The 21,404-nt window shown below is 71.4% G+C and carries 21 protein-coding genes; 13 read left to right on the forward strand and 8 right to left on the reverse strand.

Annotated features, from left to right (window positions below):
* A partial coding sequence (locus tag VGL30_RS01630; protein WP_331536094.1) for a DoxX family membrane protein occupies positions 1-453 on the forward strand: 453 nt, incomplete at its 5' end.
* A 214-nt stretch (positions 454-667) separates the two neighbouring features.
* Here the strand turns inward: VGL30_RS01630 and VGL30_RS01635 are convergent.
* Entirely contained in the window at positions 668-1,453 is a 786-nt protein-coding gene (locus tag VGL30_RS01635; protein WP_331536096.1) for a siderophore-interacting protein, read from the reverse strand.
* Between the two features lie 352 nt (positions 1,454-1,805).
* Between VGL30_RS01635 and hisS the strand changes: the two genes are divergently transcribed.
* From hisS to VGL30_RS01660, 5 genes are all read left to right on the forward strand, one after another.
* On the forward strand, positions 1,806-3,290 hold the full coding sequence (gene hisS, locus VGL30_RS01640) for a histidine--tRNA ligase (RefSeq protein ID WP_331536098.1): 1,485 nt from the start codon (positions 1,806-1,808) through the stop codon (positions 3,288-3,290).
* A complete protein-coding gene (locus tag VGL30_RS01645; RefSeq protein WP_331536100.1) occupies positions 3,287-4,432 on the forward strand; it encodes an ATP phosphoribosyltransferase regulatory subunit in 1,146 nt (381 codons plus the stop codon). The genes hisS and VGL30_RS01645 overlap by 4 nt, the downstream gene beginning before the upstream one ends.
* Entirely contained in the window at positions 4,429-5,400 is a 972-nt protein-coding gene (gene hisG, locus VGL30_RS01650; protein WP_331536102.1) for an ATP phosphoribosyltransferase, read from the forward strand. The genes VGL30_RS01645 and hisG overlap by 4 nt, the downstream gene beginning before the upstream one ends.
* Positions 5,401-5,737: 337 nt before the next feature.
* Positions 5,738-7,024 carry an amino acid deaminase gene (locus VGL30_RS01655; protein ID WP_331536104.1) on the forward strand — a complete coding sequence of 429 codons (1,287 nt, stop codon included), beginning with the start codon at positions 5,738-5,740 and terminating at the stop codon, positions 7,022-7,024.
* A gap of 109 nt (positions 7,025-7,133) precedes the next feature.
* Positions 7,134-8,111: a phytanoyl-CoA dioxygenase family protein gene (locus tag VGL30_RS01660; protein WP_331536106.1), complete on the forward strand. Its 978-nt coding sequence runs from the start codon at positions 7,134-7,136 to the stop codon at positions 8,109-8,111.
* Between the two features lie 158 nt (positions 8,112-8,269).
* Here the strand turns inward: VGL30_RS01660 and VGL30_RS01665 are convergent, their stop codons facing one another.
* On the reverse strand, positions 8,270-10,072 hold the full coding sequence (locus tag VGL30_RS01665) for a dipeptide ABC transporter ATP-binding protein (RefSeq protein WP_331536108.1): 1,803 nt from the start codon (positions 10,070-10,072) through the stop codon (positions 8,270-8,272).
* 94 nt (positions 10,073-10,166) lie between these two features.
* Here VGL30_RS01665 and VGL30_RS01670 point away from each other — a divergent pair, with 94 nt between their 5' ends.
* Positions 10,167-11,300: an AGE family epimerase/isomerase gene (locus VGL30_RS01670; protein WP_331536110.1), complete on the forward strand. Its 1,134-nt coding sequence runs from the start codon at positions 10,167-10,169 to the stop codon at positions 11,298-11,300.
* Here the strand turns inward: VGL30_RS01670 and VGL30_RS01675 are convergent.
* Positions 11,258-12,292: an NAD-dependent epimerase/dehydratase family protein gene (locus VGL30_RS01675; RefSeq protein WP_331536112.1), complete on the reverse strand. Its 1,035-nt coding sequence runs from the start codon at positions 12,290-12,292 to the stop codon at positions 11,258-11,260. The genes VGL30_RS01670 and VGL30_RS01675 overlap by 43 nt on opposite strands.
* A 91-nt stretch (positions 12,293-12,383) precedes the next feature.
* On the opposite strand from VGL30_RS01675, the gene VGL30_RS01680 reads away from it, so the two are divergent.
* A complete protein-coding gene (locus VGL30_RS01680; RefSeq protein ID WP_331536114.1) occupies positions 12,384-13,262 on the forward strand; it encodes a LysR family transcriptional regulator in 879 nt (292 codons plus the stop codon).
* A 94-nt stretch (positions 13,263-13,356) separates the two neighbouring features.
* Here VGL30_RS01680 and VGL30_RS01685 read toward each other — a convergent pair whose 3' ends face one another.
* Positions 13,357-14,292 (reverse strand): DUF5996 family protein, encoded by a 936-nt coding sequence (locus VGL30_RS01685; protein WP_331536116.1) that lies wholly within the window; start codon positions 14,290-14,292, stop codon positions 13,357-13,359.
* 112 nt (positions 14,293-14,404) lie between these two features.
* Between VGL30_RS01685 and msrA the strand changes: the two genes are divergently transcribed.
* Positions 14,405-15,139 carry a peptide-methionine (S)-S-oxide reductase MsrA gene (gene msrA / locus VGL30_RS01690; protein ID WP_331536118.1) on the forward strand — a complete coding sequence of 245 codons (735 nt, stop codon included), beginning with the start codon at positions 14,405-14,407 and terminating at the stop codon, positions 15,137-15,139.
* A gap of 438 nt (positions 15,140-15,577) precedes the next feature.
* Here msrA and VGL30_RS01695 read toward each other — a convergent pair whose 3' ends face one another.
* The gene (locus VGL30_RS01695; protein ID WP_331536120.1) at positions 15,578-16,378 is read right to left on the reverse strand and encodes a response regulator; all 801 of its coding nucleotides are present in this window, start codon (positions 16,376-16,378) and stop codon (positions 15,578-15,580) included.
* Between the two features lie 161 nt (positions 16,379-16,539).
* On the opposite strand from VGL30_RS01695, the gene VGL30_RS01700 reads away from it, so the two are divergent.
* From VGL30_RS01700 to VGL30_RS01715, 4 genes are all read left to right on the forward strand, one after another.
* On the forward strand, positions 16,540-16,788 hold the full coding sequence (locus tag VGL30_RS01700) for a NepR family anti-sigma factor (RefSeq protein ID WP_414694945.1): 249 nt from the start codon (positions 16,540-16,542) through the stop codon (positions 16,786-16,788).
* Positions 16,788-17,396: a sigma-70 family RNA polymerase sigma factor gene (locus VGL30_RS01705; protein WP_331536122.1), complete on the forward strand. Its 609-nt coding sequence runs from the start codon at positions 16,788-16,790 to the stop codon at positions 17,394-17,396. The genes VGL30_RS01700 and VGL30_RS01705 overlap by 1 nt, the downstream gene beginning before the upstream one ends.
* Positions 17,397-17,486: 90 nt before the next feature.
* Positions 17,487-19,139 (forward strand): sensor histidine kinase, encoded by a 1,653-nt coding sequence (locus VGL30_RS01710; protein ID WP_331536124.1) that lies wholly within the window; start codon positions 17,487-17,489, stop codon positions 19,137-19,139.
* 45 nt (positions 19,140-19,184) lie between these two features.
* Positions 19,185-19,322: an entericidin A/B family lipoprotein gene (locus VGL30_RS01715; protein ID WP_331536126.1), complete on the forward strand. Its 138-nt coding sequence runs from the start codon at positions 19,185-19,187 to the stop codon at positions 19,320-19,322.
* A 66-nt stretch (positions 19,323-19,388) separates the two neighbouring features.
* Here the strand turns inward: VGL30_RS01715 and VGL30_RS01720 are convergent, their stop codons facing one another.
* From VGL30_RS01720 to chpT, 3 genes are all read right to left on the reverse strand, one after another.
* Complete coding sequence (locus VGL30_RS01720; protein ID WP_331536128.1) at positions 19,389-20,216, reverse strand: protein-glutamate O-methyltransferase CheR; 828 nt, start codon at positions 20,214-20,216, stop codon at positions 19,389-19,391.
* Complete coding sequence (locus VGL30_RS01725; RefSeq protein WP_331536131.1) at positions 20,213-20,578, reverse strand: response regulator; 366 nt, start codon at positions 20,576-20,578, stop codon at positions 20,213-20,215. The genes VGL30_RS01720 and VGL30_RS01725 overlap by 4 nt, the downstream gene beginning before the upstream one ends.
* 72 nt (positions 20,579-20,650) lie before the next feature.
* A complete protein-coding gene (gene chpT / locus VGL30_RS01730; RefSeq protein WP_331536134.1) occupies positions 20,651-21,331 on the reverse strand; it encodes a histidine phosphotransferase ChpT in 681 nt (226 codons plus the stop codon).
* Positions 21,332-21,404 lie beyond the last annotated feature (73 nt).

The following is a 21,404-nucleotide window of genomic DNA, read 5'->3' on the forward strand; positions in this document are numbered from 1 at the left end:
AGCACGGTGATGACGCTGGGCGGACTGCTCGCCTACGCCAAGACGCCGCGGGCCGCCGGCGGCGTGATCATCGCCCGCGCCGTGCGCTGGCTGTTCGGCGCCGCGCTGCTGGTGTTCGGGATCAGCCACTTCGTCTACGCGAAGTTCACCGCCTCGATGGTCCCGGCGTGGCTGCCGCCGGCCCAGATCTTCTGGGCCTGGGCCACGGGCGTCGCCCAGGTCGCCGCGGGACTGGCGGTGCTCACCGGCGTGCAGGCGCGGCTGGCGGCGATCCTGCTGAGCGTGATGTACGCCGCCTTCAGCCTGCTGGTGCATATCCCGCTGTTGCTCGCGCGGCCGCACGACCACGGCGCCTGGGCCGAGAACGGCGTCAATCTGGTGCTGGTCGGCGCCGCCTGGGGCCTCGCGGAGATGCTGTCCGGTCCGAAGTCGGTCCGCGCCGCCGCGCGCTGACCGGACGGGTCAGGCGGTTGAAATCAGGCTGAAATCACAGACCAAACCCTTCCCCCTTAGGGGGAAAGCGGCGCGTCGTTGCGCAGCAACGCGTCGCCGATGGGGGTCTCTCCGCCAGCACCGAAGCCCCCATCGGCGGAGCGCGCTTCGCGCGGCTCGCCGCTTTCCCCCAAAGGGGGAAGGGTTGGTGGTGCTCGCGTCATATCCCGTCGCGTCAGCCCCGCGCCCCCGCCCGCTCGCGGCCGCGGCCCAGGCCGAAGAAGTCCGGCTCGATGATGTGGTCGTGGCCGCCGATCCGGCCCGGACGCCAATAGCCCTCGGCCGCGATCTGGGCCTTGGCCATTCCGCGCGCGATCAAGCCCTGGCGCTGCGCGCGCACGGTGGCCGTTTCGCCGATCACGCAGGCCTGGCCGACGCCTGGCGGGAGTTCGAATGCCGCCAACGCGTCGATCAGCGCCTGGCTGGGCGCCCGCGCGGGGCCTTGGCGGTGCAGCCAGCGAAGCTCGAGCGACGCGGCGGTCTCGATCGGCTGCTCGTCCGCGGTGCTGCCGACTTCGATCACCGCGAACGCCCGCTCGCCAGCCGGCAGCCCCTCGATCATGGCCGCGATGCCGGGCAGCGCCGTCTCGTCGCCGGTGAACAAGCGCCAGTCCGCCGCGCCGCTCACGCAGGTGCGGCCGCGCGGCCCTTCGGCGACGAGGGCGTCTCCGTGTTTCGCGTCCCGCGCCCAGTCCGCCGCCGGCGAGGCGCCGTGCAGCACGAACTGGATGTCGAGCCGCTGCTCGGCCGGGTCGAACCGGCGGATGGTGTAGTGCCGCCGCGCGGTTCCGGCCGCCGTCGGCAGGCTGAGCAACAGGTCCTGGCCCGGCTTGTAGGCGAACGCGGCGAGATCGCCGATCAGACTGACCTCGCGCATCCGCGGGGTGACGTCGCGTGCGCCGACGACGGTCAGGGTCCAGCTCGGGCGTTGCGGGCGAAGGACGGAAATGGGGGAATTCATGGGGAGGCTCTTCATGTCCAGATATATCGTAAGAATTGATATATCTAAGACTAGTCTTCCGTGCAAGCCCCCGGGCTCGCGGAGCGTTGGGTCGATCGAACATGGCTTTGACGAGGATTGCCCGCTATAGATCCGCGCCATGGACCGCGCCCGACACCACCACGCGCATCACCCGACCCTCCGCGGGCCGGTTCGGACGCGCCTGAGCTGAAGCGCTGACGTTCCGCCCCGCGGCCGATGGCCGGACGGGGCGCATCCGCACCATCCGGCGTCTTCTTCAGAAGGACGAAACACGGATGGACCCTCTCTTCGGCCTTGCCCGGCCCAGCCCGCAGCCGCTAAGCGCCCGGCCATGAGCGACGCCCCGAAACCAGAGACCGGCCGGCCCAAGGCGCGCGCCCCGCGCGGCTTCGTCGATCGCCGCGCCGCCGCGCTGGCGGCCGAGCGGCGCATCCTCGAGGCGGTGAGCCGCGTCTATGAAAGCTACGGCTTCGAGGCGCTGGAGACCGGCGCGTTCGAGTACGCCGACGCGCTCGGCAAGTTCCTGCCCGACGCCGACCGTCCGAACGAAGGCGTCTTCGCCCTGCGCGACGACGACGAGGAATGGATGGCGCTGCGCTACGACCTGACCGCGCCGCTGGCCCGGTTCGTGGCGCAGAACTGGGAGGGCCTGCCCAAGCCGTTCCGGCGCTACGCCTGGGGCAAGGTCTGGCGCAACGAAAAGCCGGGACCCGGCCGCTGGCGCGAGTTCGTGCAGTGCGACGCCGACACGGTCGGTTCGGCGCGCCCGGAGGCGGACGCCGAGATCATCGCCATGGCGGTCGAGGGCTTCGCGGCGGCGGGGCTGGCCCGCGACGCCTACGTCCTGAAGATCAACAATCGCAAGCTGCTGAATGGCCTGCTGACCGCCGCCGGCGTCGCCGCCGAGGGGCAGAAGCTGGCGGTGCTGCGCGCGGTCGACAAGCTGGACCGGCTCGGCCTCGAGGGCGTGAAGCTGCTGCTGGGCGCCGGCCGCAAGGACGAGTCCGGCGCGTTCACCCGCGGCGCCGAGCTGCAGACCGACGCAATCGACGCGGTGCTGGCGTTCGTCTCGGCCGGTCAGGGGGGCCGGGCGGCGACTTTGGACCGGCTCGCCAACGTCATCGGCGGCTCGGCCGAGGCCGACGAGGGTCTGGCGGAGCTGGCGGGCGTCAGCGCCGGCCTCGCGGCCTTCGGCATCGGCGAGGACCAGGCGCTGTTCGAGCCTTCGGTCGTGCGCGGGCTCGAGTATTACACCGGCGCGGTGTTCGAGGCCGAGTTGCTGGGCGAGACCACCGACGAAGCCGGCGAGCCGACCCGGTTCGGCTCGATCGGCGGCGGCGGCCGCTACGACGACCTGGTGGCCCGCTTCACCGGCGAGCGCGTGCCCGCCACGGGCTTCTCGTTCGGCGTCTCGCGCCTGGCCGCCGCGCTCGCCGCCAGCGGCCGCGCCGACGTCGCCGAGGCGCGCGGCCCGGTGGTGGTGATCGCGTTCGACCAGGCGCGCATGGCCGACTACGTGGCCGTCGCCGCCGAGCTGCGGGCCGCGGGCCTCGCTGCGGAAGTCTACCTCGGCGGCTCCGGCATGCGCGCGCAGATGAAGTACGCCGACCGCCGCCTGTCGCCGGCCGCGGTGATCCTCGGCGAGGACGAGATCGCCGCCGGGCGGGTGACGGTGAAGGACCTGGATCTCGGCCGCCAGCTGGCCGCGGGCGTCGCCGACAACAAGGCCTGGCGCGAGGACCGGCCCGGCCAGGTGACCGCCGCCCGCGCCGACCTCGTGGCCACCGTCCGCGCCATCGTCGGGCGCGGTCGATGAGGTGCGAACCGCCGCTGCCGTCGGAGGTGCTGGCCGCCGTCCGCGCGCCGTTCGCGGAGCTGGGCGCCGAGCCGATCGATCCGCCGGTGCTGCAGCCGCTCGGCCTGATCCTCGATCTGTCCGGCGAGGCGATGCGCGAGCGGCTGATCCTGGTGCAGGCGGAGGGGGGAGAGGAGGCGGCGCTGCGGCCCGACTTCACCATCCCCGCCGCGCGCCAGCACATGGAGAGCGGCCGCACCGGTGGGCGCTACTACTACGAGGGCAAGGCGTTTCGCGCCGCCCCGCGCGGCCGCGACGCCTACGAGGAGTTCCTGCAGGTCGGCGCTGAGGCGTTCGAGCCCGGCGCTGCGCCGGAGGCCGACGCCGAGATGACCGGGCTCGCCTGGCGCGCGGCGGCGGCCGGCGGCCGCGACGACCTCACCCTGGAGCTGGGCGACGCCGGCCTGTTCGCCGCCTTCGTCGAGAGCCTGCAGCTCGCTCCACCGCTGGCGGCGCGGATGAAACGTGCGTTCGCCAGCCCCAGGCGCCTGCGGGAGACGCTGGACCGCGCTTCGACGCCAGCCTCGCTCCCGGGCGCGGTCCAGTCAGGGGACCGGCTCGCGAAGCTGCTGACCGGCCTGCCCGAGGCGGAGGCGGCGCTGGTGCTGCAGGATCTCTGGTCGCTCGCCGGCATCGCGCCTGCCGGCGGCCGTTCCGCCGAGGAAATCGTGCATCGCCTCTCCGAGCGCGCCGCAGTCGCCCGCGCCCCGGACCTGACGCGCGAGCAGGCGCTGCTGATCGGCCGCTTCCTCGCCATCTCCGATCGCCCCAAGGCGGCGCTGGAGGCGGTCGAGCGCCTGGCCGGCCCCGGCGGCGGCAAGCTGGAGGCGGCGCTGAAGGGCTGGGGGCGCCGGCTGGCCGCCCTGATCGACGAAGGCGCGCCGGAGGCCGCGATGCGCTTCTCCACCGCCTTCGGCCGCGACTTCGGCTACTACGACGGCATGCTGTTCGAGGTGCGCAGCGCCGCGCTGGGCGACCATCGCCCGGTCGCCGCCGGCGGCCGCTACGACAGCCTGTTCTCGCGCCTCGGCGCCAGCCTCGCCTGCGGCGCCGTCGGCTGCATGGTCCGGCCCGGCCGCGCCTGGCGGGAGGGCGCGCGATGAGCGTGGCGATGCAAGGCGGTCCGCTGATCCTCGCCCTGCCGTCGAAGGGACGGCTGAAGGAGCAGGCCGAGGCCTGGCTCGCGGACTGCGGCCTGCCCGTGCGTTCGGTGGGCGGCGACCGCGGCTATGCGGCGCGGATCGACGGGCTCGAGGACGTGGAGGTCCGGCTCGTCTCCGCCGCCGAGATCGCCGGCGCGCTCTTCAGCGGCGAGGCGCACCTGGGCGTCACCGGCGAGGATCTGCTGCGCGAGCTCGCCGACGACCTCGACGACAGAATCCTGCTGTTGCAGGCGCTCGGCTTCGGCCGGGCCGACCTGGTGGTCGCTGCGCCGAAAGGCTGGATCGATGTCGACACCATGGCCGACGTCGACGAAGTCGCGCATCTGTTCCTGGCCCGCACCGGCCGGCGGCTGCGCGTCGCCACCAAGTACCTCACCCAGACCCGCGCCTTCTTCGCCCAGCACGGCGTGATCGACTATCGTATCGTCGAATCCGGCGGGGCGACCGAAGGCGCGCCGGCGGCAGGCGCGGCAGAACTGGTCGCAGACATCACCACGACCGGCGCGACGCTGGCGGCCAACGGCTTGAAGGTGCTCTCCGACGGGCTGATCCTGGCGAGCCAAGCCCAGCTCGCAGCCAGCCTGCGGGCCACGTGGACCGCGCCGCAGCTCCGGTCGGCGCGCCGGCTGCTGCGCATCGTCGAGGCTCGCGCGCGGGGGCGGCGCACGGCGACGCTGATATGGCCGGCGGAGTTCGAGGAGACGGCGCGGACCGCGATCGAGACGCTGGCCGGCGTGATCGCCGCGCCGCGGCCTTTCGGCGTGCTGGTCGGCGGCCGCGACGTGTTCGCCGCAGCCGGGGCGCTGAGCGACGCAGGCGTCGGTCCGGTGACCGTTGCCAATCCGACCTACGTGTTCGAGGCCGCCAGCGAGGTGATCGAGGAACTCGCGCGACGCCTTCAGCTGTGAAATTGCCTGAACCGTCAAAAAACGGCGGTTCATCGCGTTAGAGTTGACCTCCGCGTCCAAGTTTCACCGCGTTGTGTTCCTTTCAGCGGCAAAACTGTGCGCCAAAGCGGCGCGCGGCGTTGACACGCGAGAAAATTTGCCGTTCTCTTCTTGACGCGAGAGACATGAAGGTTCGTTCAAGATCCTGAAGTCTCCGGCGTTTTCGGGGAGGAAACGCCCAACTGGATCGACAGATCGTCAAACCCGCCGCGATATCCCCCGCGGCGGGTTTGATTTTTGAACTCAGAGTCAAAACCTGGACTGTGTCGCGGCGGCGTTGAGCGGCTATGCTGGCCGGATGACCAGCCTCGATCCCGTGTTCGACGGTCGAACCAAGGGCTTTCCGCACGCGGCCGGCGCCCTGGCGCTGTCGCAGATCGGCGCCCGTCGCTGGCGGCTGCTGGCCGAGGACCTGCCCTTGCCGGCCGCGGTGCTGAAGACCTCGACGCTGGACGGCAACGGCCGCTGGATGAGAGCCTTCGTCGATGCTTCCGGCGCGCGGCTCGCCCCGCACGGGAAGACCACGATGAGCCCGGAGCTGTTCGCCCGGCAACTGGCGGACGGCGCCTGGGGGCTGACGGTGGCGGATGCGCGGCAGATGCGCATCGCGAGTCTGGCCGGCGCTGCGCGCATCGTCGTGGGGGCCGAAGTGGTGAGCGTTCAGGATCTCGCCTACATCGCGGGCGCCCTGGCTTCGGATCCGGCGCTGGACCTGTTCATGCTGGCCGACAGCGTCGAGGGAGTGCGGCGCCTGTCGGCGGCGATGGTCGCCGCCGGTTCGCCGTCGCGTCTGAACGTACTGGTCGAGATCGGCTACGCGGGTGGGCGCGCCGGCTGCCGCGATGCGGCCGCGGCGCTCGCCGTCGCCCGCGCCGTGGGCGAGGCGCCGGGTCTGGCGCTCGCGGGCGTCGAGGCGTTCGAGGGCCTGAACCAGAGCCTGCCGGCCGACGAGGGCGCGGCGCGGGTGACCGCGTTGCTGGACGACGTCGCCAATGCGGCGCTGCAGATCGACGCCGCGGGCCTGTTCGCACGCCCCGAGGTGATTCTCAGCGCCGGCGGTTCCGCTTTCTTCGACCTCGTGACCCGGCGTCTGGGGGCGGTGCGCCTTTCCAGGCCTTCGTTCGTGCTGCTGCGCAGCGGCTGTTACCTGTCGCACGACATCGGCCTCTACGAGCGCTCCTACGCCCAGCTGCTGGACCGCTCGCCCGAGGCCCGGGCGCTGCCGGGGCGGCTCGAGAACGCGCTCGAGGTCTGGGCTTACGTGATCTCCCGGCCTGAACCGGGACGGGCGATCCTCGGCGCCGGCCGGCGCGACATCGGCGCCGACGCCGGGCTGCCCCGGCCGCTCTGGCGCTACCGGCCCGGCGCTTCGTCCCGGCCGGCCGCGGCGGGGCCGAGCTGGGAGGTCGCGCAGCTGAACGACCAGCACGCGCACATGGTGTTCGACGCCGCCGACGACGTCGCGGTCGGCGACATGGTCGCGCTCGGCCCCTCCCACCCCTGCTCCACCTTCGACCGGTGGCGGCTGATCTATCTGGTGGACGACGACTACGCGGTCAGCGGCGCGATCCAGACCTGCTTCTGAGTCCTCGTCGGATGCGGCGATGGCGGTCTATGATCACCCCGGCGACGATTGCGGCGGACGAGGCGCGGCGATGCGGACTGAGGCGCGGTCTGCGGTGCGGACTGGGGTGATGGGATCGGCGGCCGCCCGTCGGATCGAGGCTCTCTGGCTGCGGGCGAAGGGCGGCCAGCGGCGTCCGCTGACCGGCGCCGAGCGCAACCTCGACCGGATCGCGCTCAACACCCTGGGCGTCGCTCCCGAGGAATGGCGCGACGTGCTGCAGCGGTTCGAAGCCGTGGAGGATCTGCTGGCGTGGTCGGATGCGCGCGCCGGCGGCGTGGACTCCGAGGGGATCGCCCGATTCGAGGCGATGACAACCGGCGCGCCGCCGCCGGACTCGGTGCGGCGGCGCATCGCGACGATCGAGGCAGCCGAGCCGGTGCTGGACGCGGCCGCCCTGCGGCGTTGGCAGGCGGACGGCTACGTCGTCGTGCCGGCGGTCATCTCACCGGATGAAGTGCAGGCGCTGGCCGAGGTCGTCTGGGCCTGCGCCGGCGCGGACCGCGACGAGCCGGACTCCTGGCGGCTCACCGAGCACGGGATCATGGTCCAGCTGTTCCAGCATCCCGCCCTCGAACCGGCGCGGACCTCGCCGCGTCTGCTGAAGGCGTTCGCGCAGGTCTGGGGCTCCGCCGACCTCTGGACCAGCCTCGACCGCGTCAGCTTCAACCCGCCGGTCCGACCCGGCGTCGAGTTTCCGGGGCCGCGCCTGCACTGGGACATCAGCCTGGTCCCGCCGGTGGTGTTCCAGGTGCAGGGGATGATCTACCTGACCGACACCGGCGCCGAACAGGGCGCCTTCGAGGTCGTGCCTGGATTCCACCGCGGCATCGACGCCTGGCTCGAAGGCCTGGGCGACGGCGTCGATCCGCGCCGGGTCGACCTGTCGGCGCAAGCCCGGCGCGTCGCCGCCAACGCCGGCGACCTGATCATCTGGCATTCGGCCCTGCCGCACGGCGCCTCGCCCAACACCGGCGACCGCCCGCGCCTGGCGCAGTACGTCACCCAATACCCCTCGACGCTCCAGATGGCCGACCGCTGGCGGTGAGCCGCGCCGCATCGATGCGGGCCATCGAGCGTCGCTGTTTCAATTCACGATGTCAAAGACCGGGGCTTGCCGCGGCAGGCCGGGGATAAATCACCAAAAGTAACGACCACTGTCAAGCCCCGATTTGGATCGATGGACCAAACCTCGCAGCCTCGCCATCAGGCTGGGTCGAACTCGCTGACCAGATGGCCGGGGGCGACTTCCAGCAGCTTCGGCACGTAGACCGGCTGCTCGGCCAGCTTCGAGGGCAGGAAGCGCAGCGGGGCGCGCGGGTCGAGCGGGCTGGGCGGCTCGCCGTCGAGGCGGATGCGGCGGCGGGCGCGCTCTCGGGCCGGGTCGGGGATCAGCGCGGCCGACAGAAGGGCCTTGGTGTAGGGGTGCTGCGGCGCCGCGTAGAGCTGCTCGCGGCTGGCCAGTTCCATCACCCGGCCGAGGTAGAGCACCAGCACCCGGTGGCTGATCTCGCGCACCACGGCGAGGTCGTGGCTGATGAACATCATCGCCAGCCCCATGTCCTTCTGCAGCTCGATCAGGAGATCGATGATCTGGGCGCGGATCGAGACGTCGAGCGCCGAGACCGCTTCGTCGCAGATCACCAGCTGCGGCGAGAGGATCATCGCCCGGGCGATGCCGACGCGCTGGTTCTGGCCGCCGGAGAGTTCGTGCGGGTAGCGGTTGACCAGCTCGGGCGACAGGCCGGCGCGCTGCATCATGGCCGCCGCCTGCGCTTGCCGCTCGGCGCGCGACAGATCCGGCTTGAACACCCGCAGCGGCTCGGCGATCGAATCGCCGATGGTGGCGCGCGGATCGAGGCTGGCCAGCGGGTCCTGGAACACGATCTGCAGGTCCTTGCGCACCCCCCGCAGAGTCTCGGCGTCGGCGCGGCTGATGTCGCGGCCGAGCACGGTGACCGCCCCGCCGGTGGCGGGGATCAGGTTCAGCACCGCACGCGACAGGGTGGACTTGCCGCAGCCGCTCTCGCCGACCACGCCCAGCGTCTCGCCCTTGCGGATCTCGAAGCTGACGCCGTCGACGGCGCGCAGCTGCCGGTGCGCGCCGAACAGGCCCTCGTGCACCGGGAACCAGACCTTCACGTCCTCGCCGCGCACCACCACCGGCGCATCTGCAGGGGGTGGCGCCAGGGTCGGGCGGCCGCCGCGATCGGCCCGGTCGAGGCGCGGGATCGCCTCCAGCAGGCTGCGGGTGTAGGGCGACTGGGGATCGGCGAACAGCGCCTCGGCTTCGCCTTCCTCGACGTAGGCGCCGTCCTTCATCACGCAGACCCGGTCGGCCAGCCGGGCGATCACGCCCATGTCGTGGGTGATCAGCACCATCGCCGCGCCGGTCTCGCGCTTGAGGTCGGCCATCAGGTCCAGCACTTCGGCCTGCACGGTGACGTCGAGCGCCGTGGTCGGCTCGTCGGCGATCAGCAGGTCGGGACTGCAGGCCATCGCCGCGGCGATCATCACCCGCTGGCGCATGCCGCCGGAAAGCTCGTGCGGATACTGCGTCAGGCGGCGCTTCGCGTCGGGGATGCGCACCTTCTCCAGCCACAGCTGCGCATGCTTCATCGCCGCCTGGCCGCTCATGCCCAGGTGCAGCCGCAGCGGCTCGGCGATCTGCTCGCCGATCCGCACGTGCGGAGTCAGCGCGGTCAGCGGATCCTGGAAGATCATCGTCATCTTCGAGCCGCGGATCCTGTTCAGCTGCGCCGGCTTCAGCCCGAGCAGCTCGCGGCCGCGGTAGCGGGCCGAGCCGGCGGCGACGCCGTTGGCGGCCAGCAGGCCCATCACCGCCATGAAGGTCTGGCTCTTGCCCGAGCCGCTCTCGCCGACCACGCCCAGGCATTCGCCGCGTCCGACGCTGAGCGAGACCCCGCGCACCGCATCGACCAGGCCGTCGTGCGTCTGGAAGCGCACCGTCAGATTGTCGACCGCGAGGATCGGATCGGCTTGAGTCATCTTCGGTTTTTGGGTCCTTGTCGCCTTGGCGCGGCGCGACCATAGCGAGGCGGCGCGCCGGGAAGAAGCGCGGCATGATCCAGCGAGTTGGCGCATGAGCGGAACCAAGGCGATTGCGCATCCGGCGAGCGCGGCGGCCGCGCGGCTGCATCGCTGGTTCATGCACCACGCCTTGCCGACGTGGTGGTCGGCCGGGGCCGATCCGTCCGGCGGGTATTTCGACAAGCTCGACGAGGCCGGGGCGCCGGTCGATGCGCCCAAGCGGTTCCGGGTGCAAGCGCGCCAGGCGCACGTCTACATGCTGGCCGCCCGCCTGGGCTGGAGCGGCCCGACGCGGAAGGCCGCCCGGCATGCCCTCGACGGCATGCTCGCGCTGCGCGGCGACGACGGCCTCTACCGCAGTCCTGCCGGCGCCGGCGGCGAGGCGCTCGACGGGATGGGCCTGCTCTACGATCAGGCGTTCGCCCTGCTCGGGCTGGCGGCCGGCAGGGCGCGCTTCGACGAAGCCGCGCTCGAAGCGGACGCGCTGGCCCTCGCCCAGCGTCTCGAGCGCTTCGAGCATCCGCTCGGCGGCTACGCGGAGGCCGAGGGGTTGGCGGCGCCGCTGTTCGCCAATCCCAACATGCACCTGTTCGAGAGCTTCCAGGCCTGGTCGCGACTGTCGCGCGACCCGCTCTGGACCCGGCTCGCGGCGGGCCAGGCGCGGCTGGCGCTGGAGCGGCTGATCGATCCGGCCACCGGCGCGCTGGGCGAGAAATTCGCGGCGGACTGGTTGAAGCCGGCCAACCCCGCGGATCGCTACGTCTGGCCCGGTCACCTCTACGAATGGGGCTTCCTGCTGCTCGATTGGCCCGAGGCCGATGCGGCGAGCCGCGCGGCGGCGCTGAAGCTGATCGAGGTCGCGGAGCGACGGGGCGTCGATGCCGATGGCTTCGTGATCTTCGCCCTCGACGAGCGCCTCGCGCCGCTCGACCGCGGCGCGCGGCTCTGGGCCCAGACCGAGCGCATCCGAGCCTGCGCCCGGGCCGCCGCCCTCACCGGAGACGGCGCATTGTGGCAGGCGGCGGCGCAGGCTTGCGGGGCGCTCGAGGCGTTCCTGCAGACGCCCACGCCCGGCCTATGGCGCGACTGGCGGGACGAAGCGGGCGCGTTCCGCCAGGAGCCCGCCCCGGCCTCGTCGCTCTATCACATCGCCGGGGCCATCGCCGAGGTGGCGCGGCTGGCCTGACGCGGCGCAGCCGGTTCGTCCTCCAGGCAGCCCATGTCGATGAGGGTGGCGCGCAGACCGGCGTCGAGCGGCGTATGCGGCTCTTGCCCGAGGAACTTCACCAGCCGGCCGTTGTCGAGCCCGATCGGCTTTCGCCACAGGTAGCGCATCTCCAGCAGCTCGCGGAACGTCTCGTTGAACGGCGCCGCGAGTTGCACGACGAGCCAGGGGAACGGCCGTATCGGCAGCTTCGGCTGACCGCAGGCGCGGCGCATGGCCTCGCCCAGTTCCGCCCCGCGCTCGATCCACTGGCCGCGGAAATGGAACACCTCGAATCGGGCCAGGCGCTCCTCTTGGTCGACCAGACGAGCGAGGGTCTCGCCCAGGTCGGGCATGTAGGCGAAGGCGTGGCCGGCCGGACCGGGCGTGAAGACGCCGGTCACCCGGCCACGGGCCTTCTGCGCCAGCCAGGCCAGCGCGCTGTTGGGCGCGGCGGGACCGAAGAAATCGCCGGCGCGCAGGATCAGCACCTTGACGCCGTCGTGGTCGGAGGCCGCGCGCAGCCGCCGCTCCATCTCGACCCGGAGCGCGCCCTTGCGGGTGGCCGGCGCCTGGGGCGCATCCTCGGCGATCGCGGGGCCGGCGTCCGGCGCGTAGTTGTAGACGTTGCCGGGGATCGCGAGGCGCGCGCCGGAAGCCTTGGCGGCGGCGATCACGCTGTCGGTCATCGGCAGCACCGTGCCCTTCCAGTTGCGGTAGCCCGGCGGGTTGGCGGCATGGACGATCAGCTGCACGCCGGCGGCGGCCGCAACGACGCTGCCCGCGTCCATCGCATCGCCCTTGACCCACGCGATCGGGGTGTGCTCGCCGACGCGGGCGGCCGCCGCCGCTGGATCGCGCGCCAAGCCGCGGATCGCCCAGCCGTGCTTGATCAGGGCCTGGGCGGCGTGGGCGCCGAACGAGCCGGTGACGCCGACGACGAGGGCGGTCTTGCGGGTAGGGGAGATGGTCATGGGGGTCGCTCCGATCTGATGCATGGACGTATCGCTTGTTCGAGCGCCATTCGGAATTGACGAATATAGTGCTTTCTCCATACGTTTTCGTATGGACTCCTGGGATCACTACCGCACCCTGCTGGGGGTGCTGGCCGAGGGCAGCCTTTCCGGCGCGGCGCGGACGCTCGGACTCAGCCAGCCGACCGTCGGCCGGCACATCGAAGCGCTGGAGGCGGAGATGGGAACCCCGCTGTTCACCCGCTCCGCCAGCGGCCTCGCGCCGACCGAGGCCGCGCTGGCGCTGCGGCCGCACGCCGAGGCGATGGCCGCGGCGGCCGAGGCGCTGGTGCGCACCGCATCCGGCGAACGCGATTCGGTGCGCGGGGTGGTCCGGCTGACGGCGGCCGAGATCGTCGGGGTGGAAGTGCTGCCGCCGGTGCTCACTGCGTTCCGCGAAGCGCACCCGGACGTGACGATCGAGCTGGCGCTCTCCAACCGCCAGGAGGACCTGCTGCGCCGCGAGGCCGACATCGGGGTGCGGATGGTGCGCCCGACCCAGGGCGCGCTGCTGGCCAGGCGCGTCGGCGCGGTGCGGCTGGGCCTCTACGCGCACCGCCGCTACATCGAGGCGCACGGCCTTCCCGAGACGCTCGAGGCCGCCGGCCACGCCGCGATCGGCTTCGACCGCGACCGGCAGATGCTGGAGACCCTGCGCGAGCGGCAGATATCGCTGGACGCCGTCGCGTTCGCGTTCCGCAGCGACGCCGACCTCGCCCAGCTCGCGGTCCTGCGCGCCGGCTTCGGCATCGGCGCCTGCCACGAGCAGCTCGCGCGCCGCAACCCCGACCTCGTGCCGGTGCTGCAGGACCAGTTCCGCTACGAGATGGAGGTCTGGGTGGCGATGCACGAAGACCTGAAGACCAGCCGGCGGATGCGCCTGATGTTCGACTGGCTGGTCGATGGGCTGGGGCGATACGTGCGAGAGTGACGGCTGAAGTCAGTCTGAATCGGTGACGCCAAACCCTTCCCCCTCGGGGGAAGCGGACCGCACAGCGGTGGAGGGGGCTTGACGCCGCGGTGTGTCAGCCGACCGCTCGCGGGACGCCGATCCGCCCTTCCGCGCATTCCAGCGCCGCCCTATCCCAACTGGCGAGGCCGGCGGCCGCGGCGTAGGTGCTCTGCAGGAACGCCAGTAGCGTCGCGTCCGGGTCGGGCGCCGAACGGACGGCATCGTAGGGCAGGATGAACTCGCCGAGCGCGGCGTCCCACTCCGCCGCCGGCGGCGCCACCGTCGCCGCCGCGAATCCCTCCGGCGTCGGATAGGCGTACGAGTAAAACGCCGGCGTCTCGACCGCGCCGCCGCCCGGCCAGAAGCCGGCGCTGGAGACCTCGTGAGAGTAGGCTTCCTGGGTCACCGGATCGGGCAGATGCGGCACGCCGCCGGGGTGCAGCGGCGCGCGCCGGCCGGAAAAGCGCGTCACCGCCAGATCGAAGCTGCCCCAGAAGAAGTGCACTGGGCTTGCCTTGCCCAGGAAGCCCGAGCGGAAGCGGTGGAAGACGCGGTCGATCTGCACCAGGGCCCGCCAGAAGGCCAGCGCGGCGGCCGGATCATAGGCGCGCGGCGCATGGTCGTCCGGAAAGGGCGTCGCCACCGGCAGCTCGTTCGGCGCCGGGTCGATGAGCGTCGGCGCGCCGAGTTCCTCGAGCGCCGCCATGACCTCGGCGTAGAACGCCGCGAGGCTCTTCGGCCCCAGCCGCACGCGGCGCTCGTCGCCGGCCGTCGTGCGCACGATTAGCGCGCCGGCGATGAAGTCGAACTCCAGCTCCAGACCGCCGCCGCCGTTCGGGATCAGCGACGTGGTCAGCCCGCGCGCCGAGACGTAGAGCGTCACATGCCACGCGTGATTGATCCAGGGCGTGCGCGCCAAGCGCACCTTGCCGACCACCTGCGTGAAGAGCTGCAGCGTCTGCATGGTCGGGTGCAGCGCCGCGTAGTCGAGCTCGGGCCAGTCATCCATCGCATCGCTCCTGCACGGGCAGGTCCGCAAGCGACCGGCCATCGCAGAAGTCTTGTAACGCCAGCCGCGCCGCGCACGTATTCTTCGCTGAAGCGTTTCCACGGAGACCCGCATGCCCCTGCTCCCCAGAGCTCATCGTTTCGGCAAAGCCCTGCGCGCGACCCTGCTGGCCGGCGTCGCGCTGGCTGGCGTCTTCGCCGCGCGCGGGCTGCTCGCGCCCGGCGTCGCCGAAGCCGCGCCGATGGCCGTGCCGCTCGCAGCCTATGACAAACCACCGTCCGGCCCGACCGAGACGGCGGTGCTGTCCGGCGGCTGCTTCTGGGGCATGCAGGGCGTGTTCGAGCACGTCAAAGGGGTCAAGCAGGTGATCTCCGGCTACGCCGGCGGCCAGGCTGCCACCGCTCAATATGATCTGGTGTCGACCGGCACGACTGGTCATGCCGAGTCGATCAAGATCGTGTTCGACCCGGCGCAGGTCTCCTACGGCCAGATCCTGCGCATCTTCTTCTCGGTCGCCACGGACCCGACCCAGGTGGGCGGCCAGTTCCCGGACGAAGGCTCGCAGTACCGCTCCGAGATCTGGTACGCCACGCCGGCGCAGAAGGACGTGGCCGACCGCTATGTCGCCCAACTCGACGCCGCGCATGCGTTCGCCAAGCCGATCGCCACGCGGGTGGACCCGCTGCGCGGTTTCTTCGCTGCCGAGGGCTACCACCAGGACTACCTCGTCCATCACCCCGACAGCGGCTACATCGCCACCTACGACCTGCCCAAGGTGGCGGCGCTGAAGCGTATCTTCCCGGCCAGCTACGTCGCGACGCCGGTGCTGACGGTGGCCTCGCGGTAGCGCGGACCATCCCTCCCCTTCATGGGTCCTTCATGGGGAGGGAAGCACACATCGTCGGCGCCGCGCTTCCCGCTCTTCCCCTCGCGAAGCGGGGGGAAGTGTCGCAAACGAGGCCCGTCAGGGCCGATGTGCGACGATGGGGGGGAACGCCGGCGCAGGACTGTCACCGCCGCCGGTGCGCGTCGCCCCCTCCGTCGCGGCTCGCCTTGCCGCGGCTCGCCGGTGCGACACCTCCCCTCGCTTGAAGCGAGGGGAGGAGCAAATCGCGCTTGACCCATGAAGGGAAGGGAGGCGCGTCAGCCGATCAGCGGCAGCGCCGCAATGTAGCCCCAGAAGCCGATCGCGAACGCGATTGCCGCGATCCAGGCGAACGGCCGGGCCACATCGGCCGGCTCTTCATGGCGCACGGCCCGAGCGGCGGAACGCCTACGCATCCGGTTAGGCCGCTTCGGCGCGGTGGCGCGGGTGGAAGAACAGCGCCTGACCGATCGCCGCCTTCACCGTTTCCGGCTGGAACGGCTTGGTGATCAGGAAGGTCGGCTCCGGCCGCTCTCCGGTCAGCAGGCGCTCCGGGAAGGCGGTGATGAAGATCACTGGCGTGTCGTGCTCGGCCAGGATGTCCTTCACCGCGTCGACGCCGGACGAGCCGTCGGCGAGCTGGATGTCGGCCAGCACCAGGCCCGGCGCGGCGCGGGTCGCGGCCTCGACGGCTTCCTGGCGCGTGGCGACGATGTCGCTCACGTTGTGGCCGAGCTCCCTGACCAGCGCCTCGATGTCGGCGGCGATCACCGGCTCGTCCTCGATGATCAGCACGTCGGTGGCCAACTCGGCGTCGATCTCCGACTGGGCCTCGGCAATGAGCTGCTCGACCTCCTGAAAGTCGGTGGCCAGGATCTGCGCCGCCTCGCTGGGTGTGAAGCCCTCCAGCGCCGTCAACAGAAACGCCTGGCGCGACCGCGGCGCGATCCGCATCAGCCGGCGGGTGGTGTCGTCGGTGGCGGGGCCGTCGTCGTCCTGCGGCGCCTCCAGCTGGGCCCCGGAGGTGCACCAGATGGCGTGGAACACGTGGTAGAGCGCCACGCGGGGCGTAAGGCTCGCCTCCAGCACGCGGTCGCCAGCCGCCAGGGCCTCGAGCGCCACCCGCACATAGTGGTCGCCGGTGGTCTGGTCGCCGGTTAAAGCACGGGCGTAGCGACGAACATAGGGCAGGTGCGGCGCCAGTCGGGCAAGGAGACTCAAGGAACCCTCCGGTCTTGCGTGAGACAGCAACAATCGTCGGAAGACTTTCCGGCGCGCCCCATCCTAGACGCCAAAACGCGGCCCTGGGGAACCGGTTCCTTTCCCAGGTGGTTTTCTGGCACACCGGTCCGTTCAGCGGGAACCTAAGGGGGAGTACGGCGTTGAGCGGCGGAGATAGTCAGTCGAGGGGACGGCCTGCGCGCGAGCGTCAGGCCGATCAGATGATCGAACAGCGGTCCATGGAAGAACGGCGAAAGGCCTCCGCGGCGCTGGACGAGGCGCGTCTTCGCCAGCAGGCGATCGGCGTGCGCTTGCGCCAGATGTTCGACGAGGTCGTCAACGAACAGGTGCCCGACGAATTCCTCGACATTCTGCGGCAGGCCGACAAGCGCGGGCCGGGGAACGGCTGATGGCCGCGCCCCACGAAACGGTCCGCCCGCCCCGCACGACGGCGGAGGACGAGGCGTTCAAGCGTGAGCTTGTCCAGCTCATTCCCCACCTGCGCGCCTTCGCCCGCACCCTGTGCGGCGAACCCGCCGCCGCCGACGACCTGGCGCAGGACGCCATGATGAAGGCCTGGGACGCGCGGGCCTCGTTCCAGATGGGCACCAACATGAAGGCCTGGACCTTCATGATCCTGCGCAACCAGTTCTATTCCGAGAAGCGCCGGTCCTGGCGGCAGAGCCAGCTCGACCAGGAAGCGGCCGAGCGCACCCTGGTGGCGGTGGACGATCCCGAGGCGCCGGTGGCGCTGGACGAATTGCGCCAGGGCCTGTCCATGCTGCCGGCCGAGCAGCGCGAGGCGCTGATCCTGGTGGGGGCGGGCGGCTTCGCCTACGAGGAGGCGGCCGAGATCTGCAATTGCGCGGTGGGCACGGTGAAAAGCCGGGTGAGCCGGGCGCGACGCGCCCTGCACGCCATCCTGGAAGACGGCGCCTATGACCGGGACGGCGGAGCCGCCGGCGACGCCATGCGCTCTATCCTGGCCGACGCTGAGCGGTTAAGCACGGTCCGTTAGGACCAAAATCGTCCAGCCATGACCGGTCAGTCCAGGGGATCGCCGAGCACGATCCGGGTCCGTCTGATGACGGCCCTGGCGATCGCACTGTTGCCCCTCCTGCTCCTGGGCGCCCTGCAGTCGGCCATCGCTTTCCGCCGGGAGGCCACGACCCTCAAGGCCAACCTGGGCGCCGCGGCCGAACGCAGCGCGTCCACCGCCCGCGCCCGGCTCGAAGCCGCCGACATCCTCCTGGAGACCCTCGCCCCGAACTCGGTCGGGCTGGAGTGCCCGCAGCGCCTGGCGGAGGTCGCGCGCCGCATCCCCGGATACGAGAACCTGATCCGCTTCGACCGTGTCGGCCGGGTGTCCTGCGCGGCGCACGACGTGCCCGAGGACACCCAGCGCTTCAGCCGCAGCTGGTTCCAGCGCCTGGCGGGCGGCGACGATCTGGTGATCACCCGCGACCCCGGCGCCAGCTACGCCGACCAGCCGGCCTTGCTGGCGGCCGTGCGCGCCCGCGACCAGAACGAGGCGTTCGACGGGGCGTTGGTGGCGGTGATCTCGCTGTCCAGCCTGCAGCCCCCGGCCAGCGACCCGGCCCTGCCGCCCAAGGCCGAGGTGGCGCTGGCCGACAACAGCGGCCACTACATCGGGCTCACCGACCTGCAAGCCTTCCCCGATCTGCCGCCCGACTGGCGCGCCCACGCCACCGCCGGCGGCTCCTACGTCTGGTCGGCCGACGACCGCCGCGGCCAGACCCGCATCTACTCCGCGGCGCCCCTGATAGGCCACGACGTGTTCGTCGTGCTGTCGGCCGAGTCCCCGGGGCTGTTCTCGTGGGCCAGGCTCAATCCCCTGACGGGGCTCGCCTTCCCGCTGCTCACCTTCGTCATGGCCCTGGCGGCGGTGGCGGTGGTGACCGACAGGGTGGTGCTGCGCTGGATCGCCTATCTGCAGCGCATCGCCGAGCTCTACGCCCGCGGCCGGTTCGGGGTGCGGCCCATCCAGGCCGAGCAGGCGCCCCCGGAGATCCGCGACCTGGCCCGCACCCTGGAAAGCATGGCCGACGGCATCGTCGGCCGCGACCTGTCGCTGCGCGAGACCCTGGCGCAGAAGGATGCGCTGATGCGCGAGATCCACCATCGGGTGAAGAACAACCTGCAGGTCATCTCCTCCCTGCTCAACATGCAGCAGCGGTCGCTGAGCGACCCGGCTGCCCGGGCGGCGATGTCCGACACCCGCCAGCGGATCACCGCGCTCGCCCTGATCTACCGCGCCCTCTACCAGGGGCCGGACCTGAAACGCGTGGACCTGCGCCCCTTCCTCGAGGAGTTGACCGCCCAGCTCATCGCCGGCGAGATGCTGCATGGCCCACAGGTGGAGACGGAGCTCGCCGTTGACGCCCTGGTCATCGATCCCGACCGCCTGGCCCCGCTGGCCCTCTTCGCGGTCGAGGCCATCACCAACGCCCAGAAGCACGCCTTCGCCCGGCGCGGCGGCAAGCTCACCGTCAACTTCCGGGTCGAGGGCGAGGAGGCCTGGCTGGAGATCTCCGACGACGGGGCGGCGGCGGAAGGGGCGCTGAGCGCGGCCGGCGTCGGCCGCACCCTGATGACCGCCTTCGCCCGGCAGCTGCGGGGCCGGGCCGAGCTTGTGCGCAATGCGTGCGGCGGCGTCACCGCCCGCCTGATCTTCCCCACCCCCGCCGCGGCGCCCGAGGAAAATAGCCAGGCGGCCGGAGGGAACTCCGCCGCAGCGTGAACGTTGGCGCTGGGCGAGTTTCCCCACCTTCTGGAGACGATGACGATGCGTACCTTGGTTCTGCTGACTATGCTTGCCGCCAGCCTCGCGGTTTCGGCCTGCAACACCGTGGCCGGCGCCGGCAAGGACGTGAAATCCGCCGGCTCGGCGGTGACCGACACGGCGAACGACGCCAAGCACTAGGCTTCAGCCTGTTGCAGGGAATCGAAGTCCCGTCGCCCTCGGGCGGCGGGACTTTTCGCTTGCGGGTCAGGCTGCGGCGCGGAACGCCGGGTTACGTCCGAAGAGGCCGCCGTCGCCGGCGAGCGGCTGCAGGGCGTCGGTGATCGCCGCCGCCGTCTCGCCTTCGCCGAGAACCAGGTAGCCGCCGGGCGCCAGCGCCATGGCGAGGCTTTCCAGTACCCGCGCCCGCATCGGCGCGACCAGCGACGAGAGCAGGTAGCGGCAGAAGATCACGTCGAACTGGCCCAGCGCCGAAAGGTCGCCGACCAGGTTGATCCGCCGCCAGCGCACCATCTGCCGGATGCGGGGCGACAGGATCCACATGTCGTCGGCCTTCTCGAAATGCTGCACGAGCTGGCGGATCGGCAGGCCGCGCTGCACCTCGAACTGGGTATAGAGGCCGCTCTGGGCCTTCTCCAGCGCCCGCTCGTTCAGATCCGAGCCGTAGAGCTCGATGCGTGCGCCCGAGAGATGCGGCGACTGGCCGTCGACCAGCATGGCGAGCGAATAGACTTCCTGGCCCGCGGCGCAGGCCGCGCTCCAGATCCGCACCGGCGAGCCGGAACGCCGGCGGACCACGTCCGGCAGCACCTCGTCGCGGAACCGGATGAACGGCTTGTGGTCGCGGAAGAACGAGGTCTCGCCCATGGTCATCGCCTCGACGATCGCCCAGATCGTCCGCTCCTCGCGCTTGGCGCGCAGGGAGGCCAGGAGGTCGGCGATGGAGCCGAAGCCGTCGCGGCGGGCCACGGGGGCCAGCCGGCTTTCCAGGAGGTAGGTCTTCTCGGGGTCGACCTTCAGCCCGGCGCGCGCGGCGCAGAGCTGGCTGACCAGCAGGGCGTCGTCGGACCTCATGCGAGCCTGGCCTGAGCGAACTTCGAGGCGATGATGTCGCCGTCGAAGGGCTTCATGATGTACTCGTCCGCGCCGCAGTCGAGCGCCTCGACGATCCGGTTCATGTCGTTTTCGACGGTGCAGAACACCACGGTCGGCTGGTCGCCGCCCGGCTCGGCGCGCAAGTGCTTCAGGAAGTCGATGCCGTTCATCACCGGCATGTTCCAGTCGAGCAGGATCGCGTCCGGCATCGCCGCGCGGCACCAGGCCAGGGCTTCCACCCCATCGGCGGCTTCAGCGATTTCGAAGCCCATGTCCTCGAGTATGCGTCGGGCGACTTTGCGGATCACGCGGCTGTCGTCGACGATCAGGCAGGTCTTCAACGATGCGCTCCTTCCCCTCCCTGCCGTTTTGGCGCAGCGGTGGTTAAGGAGGCGTATGGCGCGGGGAAAAATTCAGCCGTCGCCCGGGATGGTCGCCGCAAAGGTGACCTGCCCCTCGGAGACGTCGGCGAACACCCGGCCGCCGGCGTCGCGCAGCAGCAGGTGCAGATAGTAGGCCTGCACCCAGTGGCCGTGCAGCCCTTCGCCCATGCCCTCGCCGCGCAGCCCGGCCAGCACCTCCGGGCGCAACCGCGCGCGGCCGCCGATCGCCTCCACGGCGAACGTCACGGTTCCGGCGTCCTGCGCCGCGCGAACCCGGGTGGTCCCGCCCATCGGCAGGGCCGCCCCGCCGAGCTGGGCCAGGTTCAGGAGCGCGCGCGCCGCGGGCTTGTTCACCGACGGCGGCTCCACCTGCCAGTCGAGCTCGGCGCGCATGTGCGCGAACACGCCGCGGACCAGGGCTTCCAGCACCCGGCTGTCGAAGGTTTCCGCCGCCGCCGAGGCGCCGAAGGCGACCCGGGTGAACTGCAGCAGGTCGGCCAGCTTGCGCGCGCTGGACGCGATCAGGCTCATGGCCTCGTCGCGCATGTCCTGGGCGGTGGGGTCCTCCAGGAGGTCGAGACCCGAGACGATGGCGCTCGCGGGACTGATGAAGTCGTGGCACATGCGCGCCGCTAGATAGGCGGCCAGTTCGGCGGGACGCGGCGGCTCGGGCGGCGCGGTCACAGGTTCGGCGGGGGCGACATCGCTCATGGTTCGGGACTCTGGTCTGATTTGATCCGTTGGAAAACCGTCGCTGCGACTTTACAGACCTCCTGTCGACAGG

The sequence above is a fragment of the Phenylobacterium sp. genome, assembly GCF_036502675.1.
Classification (GTDB): Bacteria; Pseudomonadota; Alphaproteobacteria; order Caulobacterales; family Caulobacteraceae; genus Phenylobacterium.